The following is a 17,558-nucleotide window of genomic DNA, read 5'->3' on the forward strand; positions in this document are numbered from 1 at the left end:
TCGGGCCAGAGGCCCTCGACCTAATAAAATGTCGCTCCTTAGGCTGAGGGTCTCCGACCCGAATGGTAGTGCGGTAGCGTGCTGCCGCCGTTACGTTCGGGCCAGAGGCCCTCGACCTAGGACGTTTTTACAACACTCCGCTCACCAATCAGGCAGTATCTCCACTTCCACCACCCCCCCCTCCGCATCCGGAAAAGCCAAACGGTGCGCGTGCAGCATAATCTCGTTGGGCCGGAAGCGGATGGGGGAACCATACTTCTCATCCCCGATAATGGGCGCGCCGGCCGCGGCGAGTTGGGCGCGGATTTGGTGGTAGCGCCCGGTAATCGGTTCGATCTCGTACGCGTAAAAACCATTGCCCTGGTTCCGTAATCGGTACTTCAACGTACTCAACTTTGCTCCGTTTTTCGCGCGGTCGTGGACGGTAGCGCGGCGGTTCAAGTTATCCTTCACGAGAAAATGCCTCAACGTGCCCACCTCCCCCGGCAATGGCACCTGCGTCCGCGCCAAATAATGCTTACTAACTTGCTTGTCGGCGAAAGCTTGGTTCAGGCGGCGGAGGGTAGACTTGTTGCGGGCCAGCACGAGCACCCCCGAAACGGGCCGGTCGAGCCGGTGGACGATGCCCACGAAGGGGAGTTTCGGGCTACCCGGCCGCTGGTACATTTTCCAGGCGCGGGCCTCGACCGTATCGTGGTCGGCGTAAGCTTCCGTGGGGATTCCGGCGGGCTTGTGGATCACCACGAAGCCGGCCCCGTCGCGTAACACGGTAAGTAGGTTGGTCATTATTGATTGCGGGGCTTGAGGATGTTGCGCCAGGCACCGGGTTTGAGGTAGAGCCCGTAGGCCAGCGCGGTGAAGAACGTAAACATGGCGTAAACGAGCGCCGGTTTGAGCATTTCCTCGTTCACCAGCAGGGTAGAGGTGATCATGAAGGCGAGGCTGGTATTCTGGATGCCGGCCTCGACGCCCAGCGTAAGTTGCGCGTTCCGGCCGAAGCCGAAAAGCCGACCGAATACGTGACCCGACGACAGGGCCACCAGGTTGATGAGCACGGATGCCGGCAGGATTGTCCGTACGTCCGCCAACGTCAGTTCACTACCACCCGCATCGGCCGGGGCGAATAATTTTAGCAGGAAGAGGAAAGCCAGCAGTACGATGTTGACCCAGCGTAAATTTTGCTGGAGGCGTAGGCCGGCATCCTTGCGCAGTCGCCGAAAAGTCATCCCCAACATCACGGGCAAGAGGACAATTAAAAAGATGGTTGCCGCGGTGGGCAGAATGTCTAGGTGATTCGTCCCGCCACCCGTCCAGAAAGTATCCAGGCCAAGGTTGACGACAAGGGGGATGGTGAGGAGGGAAAGCGACGTATTAACGATCGTCAGGCTCACGGCAAGGGCCATATTGGCCTTCAATAAATAACTGATGAAGTTACTCGTAAGGCCACCCGGGCAGGCCGCCAGAATAACGACGCCGGTAGCAAAAGCCGGAGGAAGACGTAAAGCGTAACTTACCCCGAACGCGATACCGGGCAGCAAAATAAGCTGGAGGAAAAGACCGAGAATCAGCACGCCCGGGCGGCGGAAAAGGGTGCGAAAATGGGTCGCCCGCAGCGATAATCCGATGCTGAACATGATCAACGCGAGGATGGCCCCGATGAGAACGTCGATCATATTTTAGGCTGCTTTCTTTGGTTTGTCAAAGATAGCGATTACTTTCGCACGGTAGCCGTCGCGATCTTTGCCGCATTTCCCGGTTCATTGCACGCTACACCCCCACAAATATTGCGGTGCTGCAATCGATTGCGTCGTTAAAGAGGTTAATAGGGTTTTAGGTGTTTATTTCTGGACCGGCAGTGCTTAGCACTCCGGTCTTTTTATGCGCGCCGGCCACCCCTCCGTGAGCCCCCGCTACTGTTCTTTTTCGATTTCGGTGGCCACCGAATCGATCGTCCGGAAAAAGTCACTGAGTCCCTCGCTGATGGTCGTTTTTAGTTTATCGTTTTCCGGGAGTTTGTCGACTAAGTCGTGAAGTTCAGTTTTAGAGGGCAGTTGCTCGGCGGCCTCGTCAATTATGCCCTCGACTTCGCTGCGCGTCGGTGCTTCCGCGGCTATCTCGTCGATGGCGTCGTCAATCTGGCGGTCGAGCTCTTCGGGGGTGGGCCACTCCGCCAGCGCTTCTTCGAGTTCACGACGGGCTTCCGCTTGCTCGTCCGCCGGAAGTTTGGCGATTTCCGCTTCGGCCATTTGTTTGAATTCTTCCTTGGAGGGAAGTTTTGCCTGGATTTTGTCGGCGATGCCCTTCAGGCGGTCGGCGTCAAAGATGCCGTCGGCGGTGCAGGAAGTAACGAGGCTAAGTAAAACGGCGGCGAGGAGTAAGGTGAAAAATTTACGCATGCTTCAGTTGATTATGGCGCGCAGTTACCGGTAGTTCGAAAGCTAGCGGGGTCAGCGGCCGTGTGAGGTAATGGGTTTTAAAAGTAGTTTCGGGTGTTTATCTCCGGACACGACCGTACGTTACGGGGTTCGGCCCTTTTCTGCCAACCAATCCCGACGAACGCCCGGAACCGTTCGACTGAAGGCACTAATATCTTTAGTTAGGCTTAAACAATGGGTGAGTCAGCGGGCGCGGTCGTCCCGACAAAGTACGGGACTAGCTACGCGTCGCGGGTGCAGGGAAGATTGAATTATAGAATACAGAGGAAAGAGTAAAGATGCTGGACCAAAGACTGCAGACCCCAGACCAAAGACTCTAAACCAAAGACCATATACCCCCAGACCAGATTCCCTACCTTCGCCCACCCAAAAAAAACTCCCATGGCCCGCAACCGCCGCAACCGCTTTCCCGAAAGAATCAACCAGGTGACCATCACCGGCCTCGCTGACAAAGGTTTCTGCGTTGGCCGGACGGCGGAGGGTGAAGTCGTCTTCGTAGAAAAGGTCGTCCCCGGCGACGTGGTCGACGTGCGGCCCTTCCGGAAAAAGAAAAAACTCTTGTTTGCCGCCCCCCTTGAATTCCACAAGATGAGCGAGGACCGCGTGGAGCCGTTTTGCCAGCACTTCGGCGTTTGCGGCGGCTGTAAGTGGCAGAACTTCTCCTACGCGGGCCAACTCCGCGAAAAAGACCGGATCGTGCGCGACGCGCTCACCCGCATCGGCAAAGTTGAAGTCGGCGAGTGGGAACCCATCGTCGGTAGCGAGCGGCAGAGCTTCTACCGGAATAAGCTCGAGTTCGGCGTCGCCAACCGCCGCTGGCTCACGGCCGAAGAAGTGACCGACGAAACGATCACCAACGAAGCCAACGTGATCGGTTTCCACAAAGCCGGTGCCTACGACAAGCTCATCGACATCGAGAAGTGCCACCTCCAGCACGGCCCCAGCAACGAACTGCGCAACGGGATCAAAGACCTGGCCGTCCGCATGGCAGTGCCCTTCTTCGACATGCGCGAGCGGACCGGTCTATTCCGCCAGTTCATGATCCGCACGACGACGACCGGCGAGTGCATGCTCGTCCTCGCCTTCTTCGAGAACGATCAGGACACCATCAAGCCCTTCCTCGACGCCGTCATGGCTGATTTCGGCGAGCACATCACCAGCCTCTACTACTGCATCAACGGCAAGGTGAACGAGTACATGATGGACCTGGAGATGAACCTCTTCGCCGGTACGTCCACCATCCGCGAGGCGCTGGGCCACGTCAAGTTTCACATCGGGCCGAAGTCATTCTTCCAGACCAACACCCGCCAGGGAAAAGTCCTTTACGACATCACCGCCGAATACGCCGGCCTGACGGGTACGGAAAATGTCTACGATCTCTACACGGGCATCGGCTCCATCGCGCAGTACGTGGCGAAGGATGCGGGCAGCATCGTGGGGATCGAAGAGATCGCCGCCGCCATCGAGGACGCCAAAATCAACGCCGAGCTGAACGGTATCGACAACTGTAGCTGGTACGCCGGGCGGACGGAGCACATCCTCACGCCCGAGTTCGCCGCCAAGCACGGCCGGCCGGACGTGCTCATTACCGACCCGCCCCGCGCCGGCATGCACCCGAAAGTAATCCCGATGCTGCTGGAACTGGAATCACCGGTGATCGTCTACGTCAGCTGCAACCCGGCTACGCAGGCGCGGGATCTGGCGCTGCTCGACGCGAAATACCGGGTGGCCAAGGCACGGGCGGTGGATATGTTTCCGCAAACCAGCCACTGCGAGAGCGTGGTCCGCTTGGAGTTGCGGGTGATAGAGTAGTACATTTAAGGTAGAAATATCAAATGCCCGGGGTACGAATGCAGCACTGCATTTGTACTCCGGGCTGTTTTATTTAATCCCGTGCCGCTGCGCTCATTCGCCGGCCAGATCAACGTTGCCGTATGATTAAGATAAAATCATCCATCCGTCTAAATGCTATTGAGCCTGCGGACTACCGGGTTCATTACGAGCTGATGCAGCGAATTTATCCTTCCGCTTTCGCCTACATGTGGTCGGACGACGGGGCTTGGTACGTAAAAAGGATTCACGAAAAAAGCGCTTTGCTTCTCGATTTGAAGGTGCCTGATTCCAGCTACCACCACGTTTACTTTAGGGAGAAACTGGTTGGTATTTTGCGGTTAAAGTTTGCGGAGCTCAGTCCGGATTTTCCCAACCAGCCGGCGTTGAAGATCGACCGAGTTTATCTGGATGATAATGTTCGTGGGGAGGGGCTCGGTACGAAGTTGATCGATTACGCAAAGGAAGAGGCGCGCCGGCGAGGAAAGAAAATACTCTGGCTGGAACGGATGGACACAAACGAAGCGACCATCAATTTTTACCGCAAGTGCGGCTTCGTCGACGGTTCCTCGTTTCGGCTAACCTTTCCACTGCTGCGCGAGGAATTTCGGGGGATGCACCGGATGTCTTGGCGCGTGGAGTAGGGGGCTTCATTCACGGTTTTCCGATGTTGTCATTCGCTCGCCTAACATCTCGGCACTCCCGATAGCTATCGGGACGGCGCCCCCTTCCCCCCGGCCCCGTATATTGCGTGACCTTACACCCCACCAAACCACCCGTCTTGAGTATTTGGGATACCCTTTTCCGCCGCACGACCGGTTACGACCCGCACGGCGAGCCTGGCTTCCGCTTCGGCCGCTACACGGATGCCTACAAGACAAAAGCAAATTACCTGGCGTGGGACGAGGCGCTGGCCGCTTTTGAAGACGGGCAGTTCATCGAAAGCTGCACCGCCTTCATGCGTTACCTGCTGGACGAAAAGGAGGACAACGTACAGTTTCAGGTGGAAGAAGAGAAACTCTATTTTGAAGTCTATCAGGGCAGCAAGCGAGTGACGGGCTTCGCGGACACCGAGCAGTTTCGCGCTACGGCGAAGATTGCCAAACTGGACGGCCAACAAGTAGAGCTACTCCGGCGACTAACGAGCCTCAACTACGAAATGAAGTACAGCCGCTTCGCCATCGACGGTGAAAATTGCCTGTGTATCGTTTTCGACTCGCCCATCAACGACGCCAGCCCCCACAAGCTCTACCACGCCCTGAAAGAATTAGCCCTGGGGGCCGATAAGCAGGATGACTTACTGCTCGAAGAGTTCAGCGACTACCTCAGCCCCACCGAAATCACCCACCTCGAACAGCAAAAACCCGCCCACAAGGCCCTCAAGCTCAGCTTCCTCGATACCCACATCCAGGCCGTGATCGACGACCTGGGGACCAACCAAATCAACCCCGAAGAAAACCCCGGGGCGGTGGCTTACCTGCTGCTCGACCTCGTCTACCGGCTCGACTACCTGCTCATCCCCGAAGGCCACACCATGGAGGCCCTCGAACGGATGCACCGCATGTACTTTTCCCGCGAAGGAGAGCAGCCGGTGACCTACAAAAATGTACGACTACTGAGCGAACTGCAGACCCTCCAGCGCCGCGCGCCCGAGTCGTTTGACGAAGAACTCTACGGCGGCAAATCTACCTTCGGCATTACCCTGCCCGCTAATCACGACCGCCTCACTTCCCTGATCGATAGCGAGCTACCGAACATGGACTGGTACCAGGACAACGGCTACCAGACCGTGGCCGCAGCCATCCCCGGCTATATCGCCGGCTACGCGCTGTTCAACTACGCCGTGCCGCCGCCGGATAAATTGTTGCTGGAATTATTCTACCGGGTAGTCGAGGACGACTATTTCCAGCGGCTCGGTTATAATCAACAGTTTCTCGACCAGAACGGCCGGCCGGCCCGTCGCGCCATCCGGGCGGCGATCGCCAACGTCACCGACCGTTTTGAGGACGAATACCCGCGCCTACGACCGGCGGTGAGCCAGCTCAGTTTCGATAACGTGGTGGACTTCGGCCGGAGCTATCTGCGGATGATGCGGGAACTGGATTTGACTAAGCCCTGAGGCGTTGCTAAAATAGATTTGGAAGGAACCTGCCGACGCGGTTATGGTACTCAGCGTAGGCGGGGTACCGTTGTTGCAGCAAACCCTCTTCGTAGCTGCTTTTGAAGTAGAACAGAACGACCAAGAATCCCGTGATGATGAGCCGGTATCCGGAGGAAGTGTAGACCGCGTAGCCAACGCAAAAACCTAAAATGCCGGCGTAAATAGGGTGGCGAGAAACGGAGTAAACGCCTTCGGTAATCAGGGTGCCTCTTGCTAATGGAGTAGGGAAGGGAGACAGGTTGCTATTCAGCTGGAGCAGGGCGGCCCCGCAAATGAGCAGACTTACTCCGGCGAGCCCCAGGCCAACGTACCGTGCCGTATCCGGCAAAGACAACCCGACTGGCACGAGGGGATATAGGTAGACCAGAAAGAGAAAAAATTGAATGGCTACGTAGGCGTAGTCGCGGAAGGTTTTCTTGAGCATGGGGCAGGTGTTAATTAACTCGGAATAGCCCGCGCCAGGGCCATCCCCCGCTCGATGAAGGCAGATAGGTCGAGCGCGGAGTTGTCCAGCACTATAGCATCTTCCGCCTGTTTGAGGGGGCTATCCGCCCGAGTGGAGTCGATGCGGTCCCGCTCGGTCAGGTTTTCGGCCACGGCCGCGCGGTCGGGCGCTTTTCCGGAAGCACCGAGCTCGGCGAGCCGGCGGTCGGTACGGATGGTCAAGTCGGCCGTTACGAAAAGCTTCAAGTCCGCTTCCGGAAAAACGACGGTGCCGATGTCCCGGCCGTCCATCACGACCGAGCCGTCGGCACCCATTCGCCGTTGTTGCGCCACCATGGCCCGACGGACGGCGGGGATGGCCGCTACCGGGCTCACGAATCGACTTACGGTCAACGTACGGATCTCGGCTTCCACGTTCTCCCCGTTCAGCAGGGCATCGTTGGAGCCCGGTACGAAGTCTACCTCCAGTCCGGACAATGCACCCGCGACCGCGCCCTCATCCTCAATATCTACCGACTGGCGTTGAAAAAACAAAGTGACCATGCGGTACATGGCACCCGTGTCGATGTAGCGGTAGCCGAGTTGTTTAGCCATGGCTTTGGCGAGGGTGGACTTGCCGCAGGCGCTGTAGCCGTCGATTGCAATGGTGTGGGACATGGTAGGAGGGGCGGGTTGGCGAGGAACGACAAAATTAGCCCTTGCGGGCCACTTCTTTCGAATCGTGAAAATGGGGTAGTGCTTTCACAAAGAAAAGCCGGCAACCACTTGAGGTCGCCGGCTTTCACTGCTTTTGCTAAGCTACGTCCGCTTAGTTAGTATTCGTCCTCATTAAAGAGGAAGTCAGCCTTGCGGGGGTAATCCGGCCAAACATCGTCGATGGCCTCGTAAGTATCGCCCTCGTCTTCCATGGCTTGCAGGTTCTCGATCACTTCGAGGGGGGACCCGGAGCGGACGGCATAGTCGATCAGCTCATCCCGCGTGGCGGGCCAGGGGGCATCTTCGAGGTGGGAGGCAAGTTCAAGGGTCCAGTACATACGATAGCGTTTTTTTGTCTATTGTTACTAAGGCCGGCGGGGTGAGATTTGTTTCGCCCACCCGGCGGTGGAAGGATAAGAATCTGAAATAAACCCACGAATGGAGGTCTTCATCAAGAATTTACCCGCTGACAATCAGCTATTTGTAAGCACCGATGATCTGAAAACTTTTGTTCTCGTAGCCCGGGGGGATTTGCCCGATCTTGCTGGAATTCTTCGGGCCCGTCGGGTCGCAGAAGACAAAACGCTTGCCCTCGTAGGTGAAAAAGTCGCCGGGGATGGTGTCGCTGCCCACCGCAATCGTTAGGTGGTCATCGTAAGCAATTACGGCCATGGGGATTTCGAGTAGTTCACGGACGAGCGCGAAGAAGAGCGCCGACCGGTCCTCACAGTCGGAGAAACTGTAGCCGAACAGCTCTTCCGGCACCATCGGCTTGGAACGACCGAAGTTCTCGTTGTCTTCCTTGTAATCGAACGCGGAACGCGTAAAGCTGACCAGGAATTCGAGCGCTTGCTGCTGGGGTAAGTCCCGAATCAGGGTGTCCAGTTGTGGGATTAAACTTTCCTGGAGCGTAGCGGAAAGGGGCGTCTCCAGGTAGCAATACTCGTGAATAAACGGGTAGTCCTTCATGATGTCGACTATCGTGCGGTCGAAAGTCACGTCCATTTCCTGATCGACGCCGTGGTAACTGAAACTCAGTTTCTTCGCGATGGGCTGCACGCCGAGGGTAGGCCAGCTGCGTAGTTGAAAACCGAACGAACGCCCTTTGGGGTTGGGCCGGTTAGGGTGGATGAACAGCCGTGCGCGGCCGTTGCAGTCACCCTCCATGCAGCTCAGGTTGGCGTAGGGCCGACCGTTAGCGTCGATGATGGGGACTTCGAAAAGATCTTCTTCCGTAAACACGTTGACGAACACCCGCCCGCCGCGAAACGTCAGTCGCGCGTCGAAGCCGGCTTCGATCAGTAGTCCGTACATCGTAATTTCCCTGGCGTTCTCCTCGCCGTTTTGGTAGACGACCTTTAGCGTTTGACTCGCCAGCTTGTAGAATAAGTAATCGTTCAGCGCATACTTCGCTTTGGCTTCCAGTAAGCTATTAAGGAGCACTTTGGTTGGCTTGCGCTGGAGGGTTCGGTACGCGCCCACCAGCGCCTGATTACTAATTACCGGAGGTTCCGCGATGGTCATGGCGGGGTCGTAGGTCACCGCCACCGTTTCGGCGTAAAAGGGTAAGTCGAAATGGTGGTAGTTCGCGGGCGTGCCCAGATTATTGGGGCTCGCGCCGGTAACCAGCAGGGCGGTGGCGAGTAGGACGACTACTTGCAGGATAATGGATTTCATGCGTCAACTTGAGGAGTGAAAGACCGGGCGTGGGGATGGTTGACGACGCGGGCTATTGTGTTCTCAATATACGTTGTGGCGCAATTAATAGTATGACTGGCGGGGCAGCTTAGTGATTATATAACGCAGCGCGGACATTAGGCGCTTTGCTTTTAGGCTCCCGCACCTTACAGCTTAATGAATAATATCCGAACCGTATCTCTCGCACGCGGTAGCCCAAAAGGCGCAGCCGTCTAACCTGCACAACACTCTAAAAGCCGAAGGCGTCTAACCCAAAGCTTCGCTGGCCGCATCCCATTCCTCCATCACCCGGTCTAACTCCGCCTGCTTGGCCCTGAGTTTACCCGCGGCTTTATCTACTTTTTTCTGATCGTTGTAGAAGTTGGGGTCGGACATTTCCAGGTGCACCTTGGCAATCTCCTTTTCTAATTTCTCAATCTTCCGTTCCGCGTTGCCTACGTCCTTTTCCAGTCGCCGCCGCTCATCGTAAGAGAGTTCCGGTTGTTGGTTTTTTTGCGTCCCGATAGCTATCGGGACGGGTGCAGAGGTAGATCCGGAAGAAGCAGCGTTACCGGAGCCGGCCTTCGACTTCTCCAGCTCAACCGAGCGCATGTTATCTAACTGACGACGCTCCAGGAAGAAGTTGATGTCGCCCAAATGCTCGTGCAATTTGTGGTCGCGGAACTCGATCGTCCGGTCGGTGAGGCCGCCGAGAAATTCCCGGTCGTGGCTGACGACGACGAGCGTGCCGTCGTAATCCATCACCGCCTGCTTAAGCATGTCCTTACTGGCCATGTCGAGGTGGTTCGTCGGTTCGTCGAGCACGAGCAGTGAGAAGGGGCGGAGGAGCATACAGGCTAGCGCAAGTCGCGCGCGCTCACCACCGGAGAGGACGGAAACTTTCTTCTCCACGTCGTCACCGCTAAACAAAAACGCACCAAGCATGGCGCGCAGTTTCGTCCGCATCTCGGGTGGGCTGGCCTCCTCCATCGTTTCCAACAGCGTCATTTTGCCGTCCAGCTCGTCGGACTGGTTCTGGGCGTAGTAGCCGACCGTGACGTTGTGGCCGAGCGTGGCGTCGCCGTCGGTGGCGGGCGTCTGGCCGATCAGTATCTTGGCCAGCGTAGTTTTTCCCTGGCCGTTCTGGCCGACGAAGGAGACGCGATCGCCCCGGTCGATCTTGAGGTCGACGCCGCGGAGGACGTTCAGGTCGCCGTAGGTCTTGGTAATGTTCTTGGCGTCCAGCGTGATCGCGCCGGAGCGGGGGGCTTTGGGGAAGCGGAGGTTCATGACGGCGTTGTCCGTCTGGTCGAGCTCGATGCGGTCGATCTTGTCGAGTTGTTTTTGCATCGACTGGGCCATCTTCGTCTTGGTCGCCTTGGCCATGAAGCGGTTGATGGTCCGCTCTTTGTCGGCGATCACCTTTTGCTGGTTTTCGTAGGCGGCGGAAGCCTTTTCGCGGCGCTCGGCCTGGAGTTGGACGTATTCCGAGTAGCCGGCCTTGTAATCGTATACCTTACCGAGCTCGATTTCCAGCGTGCGTTTGGTGACGTTGTCGAGAAACTGCTTATCGTGGCTGATAGTAATGACGGCACCGGAGTAATTAGCCAGGAACTCTTCCAACCAGATAATCGACTCGATGTCGAGGTGGTTGGTCGGCTCGTCAAGTAGCAAATAGTCCGGGCTCTGGAGGAGCATTTTAGCCAGCTCGATCCGCATTTGCCAGCCGCCGGAAAATTCCGTGGTTTGGCGGACGAAGTCGTTCTGCTGAAAGCCGAGACCTTTGAGAACGCGTTCCGCCTGCGCTTCCATCGTGATGCCACCGATCACGGCAAAGCGCTCGGTCAGGGCGGTAAACTCTTCGAGGAAGTCGGCGTAGGCGTCGGTCTCGTAGTCCATTCGCGTTTCCAACTCCTTGGTCATCGCGTTGATCCGGTCTTCCATTTCCTGGATGTGGGCGAAGGCCGTCAGGGTTTCTTCCATGACGGTGTTGCCGGTCGGCAGGTCCATCTCCTGGTGGAGAAAGCCGAGTGTCGTCCCGTTCGGCCGCGTCACGGTACCATCATCCGAGCCAACGTCGCCGGCGATGATCTTAAGCATGGTCGATTTTCCCGCGCCGTTACGGCCAACGAGTCCAACTTTATCGCGTGGCATGACGACGAAAGTGGCGTGGTCGAATAGGACGCGATCGCCGTATTGCTGAAAGATTCCGGTGGCACTTAGCATAGGGGGTCGGTTTTGCGGGTGCAAAGGTACGATTTTGCGGGGGCGCTGGCGCGGGTGCCGGTTTTTTTCGGTTGGAGAACGGACGGTGTGTACGCCGCCGAATCTACTTTGTAGCTTGGTACTGTAGTTGTCTTAGCTGCAAATCTTTCTTGAGATTGTAACTACGGCCGAAGGTAATTCCTACCGAGACTGGGCTGGCACTCAGCATCACGCGTTCGCCACCGCCGTAATTAACCTGGTGGTAGCGGGTAAATAAACTTAGGTAGTGACCGTTTTTGAGGTTATGCCTCCATTCGAGTTTGCCGTAGACTAAAAAGGAGCCCACGCTAGAAGCATCCTGATCATCCTCGTCGGTGAAATTATCAAAACCGTCGAAGCCAATACCTAAATTAGCCAGAACGGTCGTTTTCTCGGTACGAAGTAAGTCATAGCCCACGTCCACGCCTAAGGTGCCACCGAAGAAGTGTTTGGTTTCCACGAATGGGTCCGTTTTGTCCCTCCGGGCCAGGTAAGGCTCCTTAGCGTTGAGGAAGCGGAATGCAATCAGCAAATTATAGCTCAACCTTTGTTTTTGGGCACCGACGGTGAAGCCTATTTCCGGGTGTGGGCCGAGTTGGTTCACATCATCGTTAGGTATCCAGAGGGCTGCGTATGCGGAATAGGTCCCTTCCAATAAATTTACGGTTTCTGCTACCTTGTCTTCGTACAGGACTTTGAGCGTGGTGCCATTAAATTCAGGCCCCTGCAGGTCGTTGAAGGTGACGGAGGGGTCATTGGAATAAATACGGGCGAGGTAATTGTACTCCGGGTTGCCCTCGAAATTGAGCTCGGAAAAAGCGCTGGCCGTGAATCTATCAAAATCCTTATTAATCGGGATGAATCCGTAAAAAGGCCGATTGTACTCGTAATTAGAAGCTGAAGTCACGTCGTTCACTCTGCTGTAATACTGGAACATGTAATAGTACTGGGCGCTCAGTTGGTCCACGTCCAGCAAATCATTCGTCGCTAAACTTAGCAGTAGGAAAGCCCGGTTGGTGACCTCCCTCGGGCCACAGAGTTCCAGCCATTCGTCAAAAATATCCTTGGCTAGGCTGATATCGTTGCCTTCGTAGGCCGCGGTGAATCGTTCGGACATGGCAAAAGACCCGGTATTACAGTCGTAAAGGTTGTCGGTCGTTTGACCCCACAGTGGCAGAAATAGGAAAAGCACGAACGGAAAAATCAGTAGGGTTCTCATCAGTTAAAAGTGTTTGCCGAGTAAAGGTAGGAAAGGGAGTCGTTGACCGTCGAGAGGATGGCGAAAGCATTCTTTTGGGTGGGTAGGGGAATAATTTGTAAGCCTTTACCCCGTAATCGTGGCTTCTTCTCACTCAATCTTGCACTCCTCCCGCCTTAGTCGGGACACCCCAAGCGTTATCTCCGTAAATTTGCGCCTAATGGTAAAAATAGCCGACATAGAACTGGGAGAATTCCCGCTGCTCCTCGCCCCGATGGAGGACGTCTCCGACCCGCCCTTCCGTGCGCTGTGCAAGGAAGCCGCGTGCGACATGATGTACACCGAATTCATCAGCGTCGAAGGCCTCATCCGGGATGCGGATAAGTCGGTCGCCAAGCTCGATATTTTCGATTACGAACGCCCGGTCGGCATCCAGATTTTTGGTGCTAACCTGGACAGCATGGTGATGGCCGCCGACATCGTCGAAGAAGCGAAGCCAGAATTGCTGGACATTAACTTCGGTTGCCCCGTTAAAAAAGTAACCTGCAAGGGCGCCGGGGCCGGCATTCTCCAGGACATTCCCAAAATGGTTGCCCTCACCAAAGCCATCGTCGATCGCACGAACCTGCCCGTGACCGTGAAAACCCGCCTCGGCTGGGACAACAAAACCCAGTACATCGAGGAAGTGGCCGAACGGCTGCAGGACGTCGGTATCAAGGCCCTGTCCATCCACGGCCGCACGCGGCAGCAGATGTATAAGGGCGAAGCCGACTGGTCACTGATTGGTGCGATCAAGGACAACCCCCGCATCACCATCCCCATCTTCGGTAACGGTGACATCACCGACCCGCTCAAGGCCGAAGAGTACCGCAACCGCTACGGCGTCGACGGCATCATGATCGGCCGCGCCGCGATCGGTAACCCCTGGATATTTCGGGAGATCAAGCACTACTTTGAAACGGGAGAAATTCTTCCCGGCCCAACCCTGGACGAGCGCGTGGACGCCGCCGCCAGCCACCTTCGGCGCAGCATCGACTGGAAAGGCGCCAAACTCGGCATCCTCGAAATGCGCCGCCACTACACGAACTACTTCCGCGGCTTACCCAACGTCAAGCACTACCGTCAGAAATTGGTGCAGGAATACGATACCGATGTGCTGTTCGCCACGCTGGAAGAAATGCGCGACGTGTACGCCGGAGTTCCCGCTCACGTTTGAAGCACGGCCGCTTACTGACCACACGAAACAAGAAAGCCCTCCAGTACCTAAACTGGAGGGCTTTCTCGATGTATGTCTCTATTCTGGATGAGGAAGCGGGCTTCGTACGTACCGTGCACCATTACGTATGGTAGAGATTCTTCGAAGACTTACTTTCCAGCCGTGCATCGACGTAGCGCACGAGTAGGTAAGAACCAATGAGGCTAACCGCGATACCTTCTCCCAGGGTGATGAGTGCCATCGCGTAGGGCGTCAGTACGTCACCGAGATTGGTAGCTACTTGAATTTGGTTGACTAACTCGGGGTCGGCCAGTAGGAACAACAGCAAAAAGATACTGAACGCCAAACTACCGGCGGCACCTACCGACAAGCCCCGCGCTACGCCGCTAACGTAATTATTGATCGTCGAGGGGTCCCGCAAGCGCAACTGTTTGATGGCGTAGTAGAGCACGGTCATGTGGGCAATGCCGTTCGTGAACCGTAGGTAGTAATTGTCCGCCAAGCCCAGAACATAAGCGACCAAAAAAATTACGGTCAGTGATGCGGCGAAGTACGCGGCGTAGCGGAGTAAATCTTTATTCATTGCGAGGTATTTAACTGTAAAGCATAGTTTGGCTAATTGGGTTTACGGTAAATAAAAATTCTACTAACAAATAGGAGGGTAAAATTTAATTTGCTTAGGTGAATCACGCTTAAGTGATAATTAATGAGCCAAAGGAGCCATAAATAGCAGTAGCGATCCGACTTCCGTCGAATCGCTACTGCTTGATGCTGCGCGTTCAGTGATTAGAACTGGAACGCTAATTTAGTGAACACCCGCCGTCCGTCAATGCCGAACTGCGTCGTCTGCCATGGGTACTTGAAGCGGCCGACGAAATCGAGGTTACGATCCTGCGGAGCACCTCCTTCGTAAACATCCGCAAACGTATCGGGGTAAACGTCGAAGATGTTATTCGCTCCGACGGTGAGCGCCAGCTTGTCCGTGAAGTCATAAGAGAACGTCAGATCGGTTAGCAGTTTACCTCCGTAGGTCGCGTCGTCCAGTTCGTTGTTCGCCAAGTACGTTACGCTACCGTAGTAGAGGAACGACAGGGTCGAAGACAGCTTGTTGATCTTGTGCGTGGCCGTAGCGACGATCTTCGAACGGGGGCGCCAAGATTCTACGCGCGAGATGTCCTCCCGCGTGAAAATGTTGCTCGTCAGGTTGTTTTGCTCGATGAAGTCAGAAGTATTGATGTCACTATCCACCTCGACGTTGTTGAAGTTACCCGCCAGGCTACCACTGAGGCGACCCTTGAGAAAGTCGATGCCCGTGAAGTTCAGGACGACGTCGACACCCTGCGTCGTGGTGGATATCGCGTTCAGAAAGAAGCCGGCAGAACCGACGCCCACGTTGTCGAGGAGTTGGTCGATGGGGGAGGCGGCGTCACCCGTCTGCGTTACCTGGCCGGAAAGAACGATCCGGTCGTCCACGTTGATCTGGTAAGCATCCACCGTCAAGCCAACGCTGTTGCCGAGGCGGGCGGTGAAGCCAACGCCGAGGTTGAAAGAAGTTTCCGGCTGCAACTCGGGGATGCCGAGCGCGCGCAGGGCTGGGTCGTTATTACCGAGGATACCGTTCTCTACGATGCCGTTGGCCGTCAGCGTAGTCGTGATGGCCGTGTAGTAAATCTGGTGCAGGGAAGGCGCGCGGAAACCATTACTGACCGACGCGCGAACGTTGAATTTGCCCTCGGCAAATTTGTAGCGGCTATTCAGCTTCCAACTCAGGTTGTTACCGAAGTCGCTGTAGTTCTCGAAGCGCAGCGCACCACCGAGGAGGAACTGGGGCGTGAAGTCTGCCGTGAGTTCGGTGTAGACACCGATGTTGTTACGGAAGTTAATCGACTCGTTGTCCGGGGTAAAACCACCGAAAGATTCGGAACCGGTACGGCCACCGGCGGCGTTGGGGTTTTCACCGTCACCGTAGGAAGCGAACTCTCCGGCTTCGGTTTCAAAGCGCTCCGTGCGTTGCTCCGCGCCGACGGCGAGGGTGTAGGAAGCACCGGAAGGGCGTTCGTAGATGCGGCTGATGTCGAAGTTGTTAACCATGTGGCTAAACTGATGGGCGCCGTTGTAGAAATCACTCGGGCTCGAACCAGCGAAAGATTGGTTAAAGGAGTTCGTGATGTAGTAGTCGATCCGGTTCTTACCCATCGTCGAACTGAGGTCGAAATTCCAGCCGTTGCGCACCGTCCGCAGACCGAGCGTCACGGAATGGTCGAGAATCTGGGGAGACATTTCCGCCAGGAAGAAGTCGGTGTTGTCGGGGTAGATCGCATCAAAACCGGGCACCCAGTAAGGAACGCGGGCGAACTGTGGCGCGGAACCGTCGCGGCTAGCGAGGTTACCGAACAGGTAAACTTCCGTTTCCGTCGCTTCGTCCAGCGTGAATCCACTGTTGAACGCGAAACTGTTGATGGTCATGTCGGGTAAACCGACTTGAAAACCAGCGGAAGGCTCCCGGCCGAGTAGTGCGGTCAGGTCGGCGGTGTTGAAGTCGCTGTCGTCCGTTACGCCCCAGTAACCCGCTTCGTCGGCCACGCTGGTGATCTCACCGGCCCGCTGGCTACGCTTCTGGTCGAAGTAACCGACCGTGAAGTTGGCGAAGCCCTTATCCGTAATGTTGACGCCAAAACCGGCATCGAGAGAAATCTGCTCACCGTCGCCTTCACCCGTTACGCTGTAACCGAGGTTGACGAAGGGATCGGTCTTTTTCTTAAGAACGAGGTTGATTACACCGGCCACGGCATCGGAGCCGTACTGGGCCGCGGCACCGTCGCGCAGAATCTCGACGCGCTCGATGGCGGCGGAGGGGACGGACTTCATGTCCACGCCAACTTCACCACGACCGGGCGTCACGTAACTGTAGACCAGCGCGCTGGCGTTCTTCCGCTTACCGTTGACCAGGACGAGCGTCCGGCTCGGGCCCATGCCCCGCAGGTCGGCCGGGCTAAAGTGGGCGGCGGCGTCGGAGATCGGCTGCTGGGTAGAGTTATAGGACGGCACCTTGAACATGAGCTGCTGGTCGAGCACGCCCCGTCCGGAGCTTTCGAGCGTAGCGGCACTGATGTTGTCCACGGGCACGGCGGCGTCGTAGGAAGTACGTGGCTTACCGCGCGAACCGACGACGGTGACGGCATCCAGGTCGATACCCTCGGTGAGTTTGATGTCGAGTGGCCCGGGGCCGTCAACGGTAACGTCCTGGGGGCTAAAACCGGTGTAAGAGATCCGGAGAACGTCGCCGTCCTTTGCGGTGACGGTGTACTGACCGTCGAGATCGGTCGTCGTTCCGCTACTGGTGCCGACGATGAGGATGGTTGCACCGATTACGGGAAGGTCGTCGTTGTCGGTAATCGTGCCCGAAACGGTCTGTGCGTGCACGCCGAGAAGGGGCAGCGCAAAGAGCGCCAGGAGTAAAAGTATTCGCATGGTGAGTGTATGTTGGTTAAGTCAAGCTAAAAACGACCGTAACTGTGTCGTTGCGCCCAAGATAGAACACTGGAAGCCCCACTCAACCGTAATCGAAGCCGAAAACGCGGAGCGCCCGGGGGTGAATTAAGCTTATTTACGTACCCTGCCGGTAACAATTAGATGGGTAAACAAATAATTCGTCAC

15 protein-coding genes are annotated in these 17,558 nt (G+C 56.3%); 4 read left to right on the plus strand and 11 right to left on the minus strand.

Going from position 1 to position 17,558, the window contains the following annotated elements:
• Positions 1-141 precede the first annotated feature (141 nt).
• The 3 genes from GGR27_RS07555 to GGR27_RS07565 all read right to left on the minus strand — a co-directional run bounded on the left by GGR27_RS07555 (position 142) and on the right by GGR27_RS07565 (position 2,396).
• Positions 142-786 carry an RluA family pseudouridine synthase gene (locus GGR27_RS07555; RefSeq protein ID WP_168036807.1) on the minus strand — a complete coding sequence of 215 codons (645 nt, stop codon included), beginning with the start codon at positions 784-786 and terminating at the stop codon, positions 142-144.
• Positions 786-1,673, minus strand: a complete 888-nt coding sequence (locus tag GGR27_RS07560) for a bile acid:sodium symporter family protein (protein WP_168036808.1) — start codon at positions 1,671-1,673, stop codon at positions 786-788. Before GGR27_RS07560 ends, GGR27_RS07555 begins: the two co-directional genes overlap by 1 nt.
• A 237-nt stretch (positions 1,674-1,910) precedes the next feature.
• Positions 1,911-2,396, minus strand: coding sequence for a hypothetical protein (locus GGR27_RS07565; protein WP_168036809.1), 486 nt, complete (start codon positions 2,394-2,396; stop codon positions 1,911-1,913).
• Between the two features lie 420 nt (positions 2,397-2,816).
• On the opposite strand from GGR27_RS07565, the gene rlmD reads away from it, so the two are divergent.
• The 3 genes from rlmD to GGR27_RS07580 all read left to right on the plus strand — a co-directional run bounded on the left by rlmD (position 2,817) and on the right by GGR27_RS07580 (position 6,384).
• Positions 2,817-4,247 (plus strand): 23S rRNA (uracil(1939)-C(5))-methyltransferase RlmD, encoded by a 1,431-nt coding sequence (gene rlmD / locus GGR27_RS07570; protein WP_168036810.1) that lies wholly within the window; start codon positions 2,817-2,819, stop codon positions 4,245-4,247.
• 122 nt (positions 4,248-4,369) lie between these two features.
• Positions 4,370-4,909, plus strand: coding sequence for a GNAT family N-acetyltransferase (locus GGR27_RS07575; RefSeq protein ID WP_168036811.1), 540 nt, complete (start codon positions 4,370-4,372; stop codon positions 4,907-4,909).
• Positions 4,910-5,046: 137 nt separating this feature from the next.
• Positions 5,047-6,384: a YbjN domain-containing protein gene (locus tag GGR27_RS07580; protein ID WP_168036812.1), complete on the plus strand. Its 1,338-nt coding sequence runs from the start codon at positions 5,047-5,049 to the stop codon at positions 6,382-6,384.
• A 7-nt stretch (positions 6,385-6,391) separates the two neighbouring features.
• On the opposite strand, the gene GGR27_RS07585 is transcribed toward GGR27_RS07580, so the two are convergent.
• The 6 genes from GGR27_RS07585 to GGR27_RS07610 all read right to left on the minus strand — a co-directional run bounded on the left by GGR27_RS07585 (position 6,392) and on the right by GGR27_RS07610 (position 12,706).
• Positions 6,392-6,850, minus strand: coding sequence for a methyltransferase family protein (locus GGR27_RS07585; protein WP_168036813.1), 459 nt, complete (start codon positions 6,848-6,850; stop codon positions 6,392-6,394).
• A gap of 14 nt (positions 6,851-6,864) precedes the next feature.
• The gene (gene cmk, locus GGR27_RS07590) at positions 6,865-7,527 is read right to left on the minus strand and encodes a (d)CMP kinase (protein ID WP_168036814.1); all 663 of its coding nucleotides are present in this window, start codon (positions 7,525-7,527) and stop codon (positions 6,865-6,867) included.
• Between the two features lie 155 nt (positions 7,528-7,682).
• Entirely contained in the window at positions 7,683-7,904 is a 222-nt protein-coding gene (locus GGR27_RS07595) for a DUF2795 domain-containing protein (RefSeq protein ID WP_168036815.1), read from the minus strand.
• 139 nt (positions 7,905-8,043) lie between these two features.
• A complete protein-coding gene (locus tag GGR27_RS07600) occupies positions 8,044-9,243 on the minus strand; it encodes a hypothetical protein (RefSeq protein WP_168036816.1) in 1,200 nt (399 codons plus the stop codon).
• 267 nt (positions 9,244-9,510) lie between these two features.
• On the minus strand, positions 9,511-11,469 hold the full coding sequence (locus tag GGR27_RS07605; protein WP_168036817.1) for an ABC-F family ATP-binding cassette domain-containing protein: 1,959 nt from the start codon (positions 11,467-11,469) through the stop codon (positions 9,511-9,513).
• A gap of 103 nt (positions 11,470-11,572) precedes the next feature.
• Positions 11,573-12,706, minus strand: coding sequence for a hypothetical protein (locus GGR27_RS07610; RefSeq protein ID WP_168036818.1), 1,134 nt, complete (start codon positions 12,704-12,706; stop codon positions 11,573-11,575).
• A 199-nt stretch (positions 12,707-12,905) separates the two neighbouring features.
• On the opposite strand from GGR27_RS07610, the gene dusB reads away from it, so the two are divergent.
• Positions 12,906-13,901 carry a tRNA dihydrouridine synthase DusB gene (gene dusB, locus GGR27_RS07615; RefSeq protein WP_168036819.1) on the plus strand — a complete coding sequence of 332 codons (996 nt, stop codon included), beginning with the start codon at positions 12,906-12,908 and terminating at the stop codon, positions 13,899-13,901.
• A 121-nt stretch (positions 13,902-14,022) separates the two neighbouring features.
• On the opposite strand, the gene GGR27_RS07620 is transcribed toward dusB, so the two are convergent.
• Both GGR27_RS07620 and GGR27_RS07625 read right to left on the minus strand, forming a co-directional pair.
• Complete coding sequence (locus GGR27_RS07620; protein WP_168036820.1) at positions 14,023-14,484, minus strand: hypothetical protein; 462 nt, start codon at positions 14,482-14,484, stop codon at positions 14,023-14,025.
• Between the two features lie 203 nt (positions 14,485-14,687).
• Positions 14,688-17,372, minus strand: coding sequence for a TonB-dependent receptor (locus GGR27_RS07625; protein WP_168036821.1), 2,685 nt, complete (start codon positions 17,370-17,372; stop codon positions 14,688-14,690).
• Positions 17,373-17,558: the final 186 nt, after the last annotated feature.

It is taken from the genome of Neolewinella antarctica (assembly GCF_011927835.1).
GTDB classification, from domain to species: Bacteria; Bacteroidota; Bacteroidia; order Chitinophagales; family Saprospiraceae; genus Neolewinella; species Neolewinella antarctica.

What these genes read in the sequence shown, in the direction of transcription:
- GGR27_RS07560 (WP_168036808.1), bottom strand. Translation starts at nt 1,673, where the DNA reads ATGATCGACGTTCTCATCGGGGCCATCCTCGCGTTGATCATGTTCAGC.
- GGR27_RS07625 (WP_168036821.1), bottom strand. Translation starts at nt 17,372, where the DNA reads ATGCGAATACTTTTACTCCTGGCGCTCTTTGCGCTGCCCCTTCTCGGC.
- dusB (WP_168036819.1), top strand. Translation starts at nt 12,906, where the DNA reads ATGGTAAAAATAGCCGACATAGAACTGGGAGAATTCCCGCTGCTCCTC.
- cmk (WP_168036814.1), bottom strand. Translation starts at nt 7,527, where the DNA reads ATGTCCCACACCATTGCAATCGACGGCTACAGCGCCTGCGGCAAGTCC.
- GGR27_RS07595 (WP_168036815.1), bottom strand. Translation starts at nt 7,904, where the DNA reads ATGTACTGGACCCTTGAACTTGCCTCCCACCTCGAAGATGCCCCCTGG.
- rlmD (WP_168036810.1), top strand. Translation starts at nt 2,817, where the DNA reads ATGGCCCGCAACCGCCGCAACCGCTTTCCCGAAAGAATCAACCAGGTG.
- GGR27_RS07600 (WP_168036816.1), bottom strand. Translation starts at nt 9,243, where the DNA reads ATGAAATCCATTATCCTGCAAGTAGTCGTCCTACTCGCCACCGCCCTG.
- GGR27_RS07565 (WP_168036809.1), bottom strand. Translation starts at nt 2,396, where the DNA reads ATGCGTAAATTTTTCACCTTACTCCTCGCCGCCGTTTTACTTAGCCTC.
- GGR27_RS07605 (WP_168036817.1), bottom strand. Translation starts at nt 11,469, where the DNA reads ATGCTAAGTGCCACCGGAATCTTTCAGCAATACGGCGATCGCGTCCTA.
- GGR27_RS07610 (WP_168036818.1), bottom strand. Translation starts at nt 12,706, where the DNA reads ATGAGAACCCTACTGATTTTTCCGTTCGTGCTTTTCCTATTTCTGCCA.
- GGR27_RS07575 (WP_168036811.1), top strand. Translation starts at nt 4,370, where the DNA reads ATGATTAAGATAAAATCATCCATCCGTCTAAATGCTATTGAGCCTGCG.
- GGR27_RS07585 (WP_168036813.1), bottom strand. Translation starts at nt 6,850, where the DNA reads ATGCTCAAGAAAACCTTCCGCGACTACGCCTACGTAGCCATTCAATTT.
- GGR27_RS07555 (WP_168036807.1), bottom strand. Translation starts at nt 786, where the DNA reads ATGACCAACCTACTTACCGTGTTACGCGACGGGGCCGGCTTCGTGGTG.
- GGR27_RS07620 (WP_168036820.1), bottom strand. Translation starts at nt 14,484, where the DNA reads ATGAATAAAGATTTACTCCGCTACGCCGCGTACTTCGCCGCATCACTG.